The sequence below is a fragment of the Streptomyces sp. NPDC089915 genome (assembly GCF_040684675.1).
Lineage (GTDB): Bacteria > Actinomycetota > Actinomycetes > Streptomycetales > Streptomycetaceae > Streptomyces.
This window is the reverse complement of the sequence record NZ_JBFBGN010000315.1, coordinates 1-2,149: the sequence shown is the minus strand read 5'-3', so window position 1 is coordinate 2,149 and position 2,149 is coordinate 1. Positions and strand designations below refer to the sequence as shown.

The window sequence follows — 2,149 nt, the reverse complement described above, 5'->3', positions numbered from 1 at the left end:
CTCCAACTGGACCGAGCTGGACGTGTGGCAGTACATCGCCCGCGAGGACATCGAACTCCCCGAGATCTACTTCGCCCACGAGCGGGACGTCTTCCAGCGCAACGGCATGTGGCTGACCGCCGGCGAGTGGGGCGGCCCCAAGGACACCGAGCCGGTGGAGAAGCGCCTCGTGCGCTACCGCACCGTCGGTGACATGTCCTGCACCGGCGCCGTCGACTCGGACGCCGGCTCGCTGGACGCCGTGATCGCCGAGATCGCCGTCTCCCGCCTCACCGAGCGGGGTGCGACCCGCGCCGACGACAAGCTGTCCGAGGCCGCGATGGAAGACCGCAAGCGCGAAGGGTACTTCTAACCATGACGACCACCACCGAGCAGCTCAGCGCCACCACGCTGCTGCGCTTCGCCACCGCGGGTTCCGTCGACGACGGCAAGTCCACCCTGGTGGGCCGCCTGCTGCACGACTCCAAGTCGGTCCTGGAGGACCAGCTCGAAGCCGTGGAGCGGGTGTCGGCCGACCGCGGGCAGGACGCCCCGGACCTGGCGCTGCTGACCGACGGCCTGCGGGCCGAGCGGGAGCAGGGCATCACCATCGACGTGGCCTACCGCTACTTCGCCACCGCCCGCCGCCGGTTCATCCTGGCCGACACCCCCGGGCACGTGCAGTACACCCGGAACATGGTCACCGGCGCCTCCACCGCCGACCTCGCCGTGGTCCTCGTCGACGCCCGCAACGGGGTCATCGAGCAGACCCGCCGCCACGCCGCCGTCGCCGCCCTCCTGCGCGTCCCCCACGTGGTCCTCGCCGTCAACAAGATGGACCTCGTGGACTACCGGGAGGCCGACTTCGCGAAGATCGCCGAGGAGTTCACCGCGTACGCCTCGGAGCTGGGCGTCCCGGAGATCACCGCGATCCCGATCTCGGCCCTGGCCGGGGACAACGTGGTCGAGCCCTCCGCGAACATGGACTGGTACGGCGGCCCGACGGTGCTGGAGCACCTGGAGACCGTCCCGGTCAGCCACGACCTCACCGCCTGCCCGGCGCGCTTCCCGGTGCAGTACGTGATCCGTCCGCAGACCGCCGAGCACCCCGACTACCGCGGTTACGCGGGCCAGATCGCCTCCGGCGTGCTGCGCGTCGGCGAGGCCGTCACCGTCCTCCCGTCGGGGAAGACCTCGGTGATCGAGGGCATCGACGCGCTCGGCGAACCCGTGGACATCGCCTGGGCCCCGCAGTCGGTGACCCTGCGGCTGAAGGACGACATCGACATCTCGCGCGGCGACCTGATCGCGCCGTCCGCGAGCGCCCCGGCCACCACGCAGGACGTCGTCGCGACGGTCTGCCACGTGGCCGACCAGCCGCTGGCCGTGGGTGCCCGGGTGCTGCTCAAGCACACGACGCGCACGGTCAAGGCGATCGTCAAGGAGATCCCCTCGCGGCTGACCCTCGACGACCTGTCCCAGCACCCGAACCCGGGCCGGCTGGTCGCCAACGACATCGGCCGCGTCGTCGTCCGCACCGCCGAGCCGCTCGCGCTCGACGCGTACGCCGACTCGCGCCGCACCGGGTCCTTCCTGCTGATCGACCCGGCCGACGGCACCACCCTCGCGGCGGGCATGGCGGGCGAGTCCTTCGCCTCCCAGGCCGAGACCGTGCAGGCGGACGAGGAAGGGTGGGACTTCTAGGTCATGCGGACCGACATGTACACCACCTTCGCCAAGGAGGGCGGCCGCGTAGGGAGCGGCGCCCTCGGCAGCGGCCAGGGCGGAGTGGCGCGATGTGCGTGATGACCGAACTGCCGTCGGCATCCCGCCTTCGCGCCCTCCCCGAGTCGTACCCGTCCCCGCTCCACCGCCGAAAGACCGCGCCGTAAGACACAGACGGCGCGTCGAGAGGAAGTCCTCCCGTGCCCGTCACCCGTAAGTCCCTGCTCCGCCGCGGCGTCACCGCCGCCACCGCCCTGCCGCTGCTGATCGGCGTCCTCGCCTCCTGCGGCTACGGTTCCCAGGCGGAGAAGACGGAGAACAAGCCCGCCGGTGCCGCTTCCGAGGGCGGAAAGGCGCTGTCCGCGTCCGAGGTCCGGATCGGCTACTTCCCGAACCTGACCCACGCCACCGCCCTGGTCGGCCTCCAGGAGGGCCTGATCGCCAA

General features: G+C 71.5%; 2 protein-coding genes and 1 pseudogene. All 3 read left to right on the top strand.

Going from position 1 to position 2,149, the window contains the following annotated elements:
- Positions 1-352 (top strand): phosphoadenosine phosphosulfate reductase family protein (locus AB0O29_RS35295; RefSeq protein ID WP_365160366.1); only part of this gene is annotated, 352 nt, incomplete at its 5' end.
- A gap of 2 nt (positions 353-354) precedes the next feature.
- Positions 355-1,683, top strand: coding sequence for a GTP-binding protein (locus tag AB0O29_RS35290; RefSeq protein WP_365160363.1), 1,329 nt, complete (start codon positions 355-357; stop codon positions 1,681-1,683).
- Positions 1,684-1,904: 221 nt separating this feature from the next.
- Positions 1,905-2,149, top strand: a pseudogene (locus tag AB0O29_RS35285) (sulfate ABC transporter substrate-binding protein); the annotation flags it as partial.

Bases quoted from the DNA above. Each gene is read 5' to 3' on its own strand.
- AB0O29_RS35290 (WP_365160363.1), top strand. From the start codon at position 355: ATGACGACCACCACCGAGCAGCTCAGCGCCACCACGCTGCTGCGCTTC.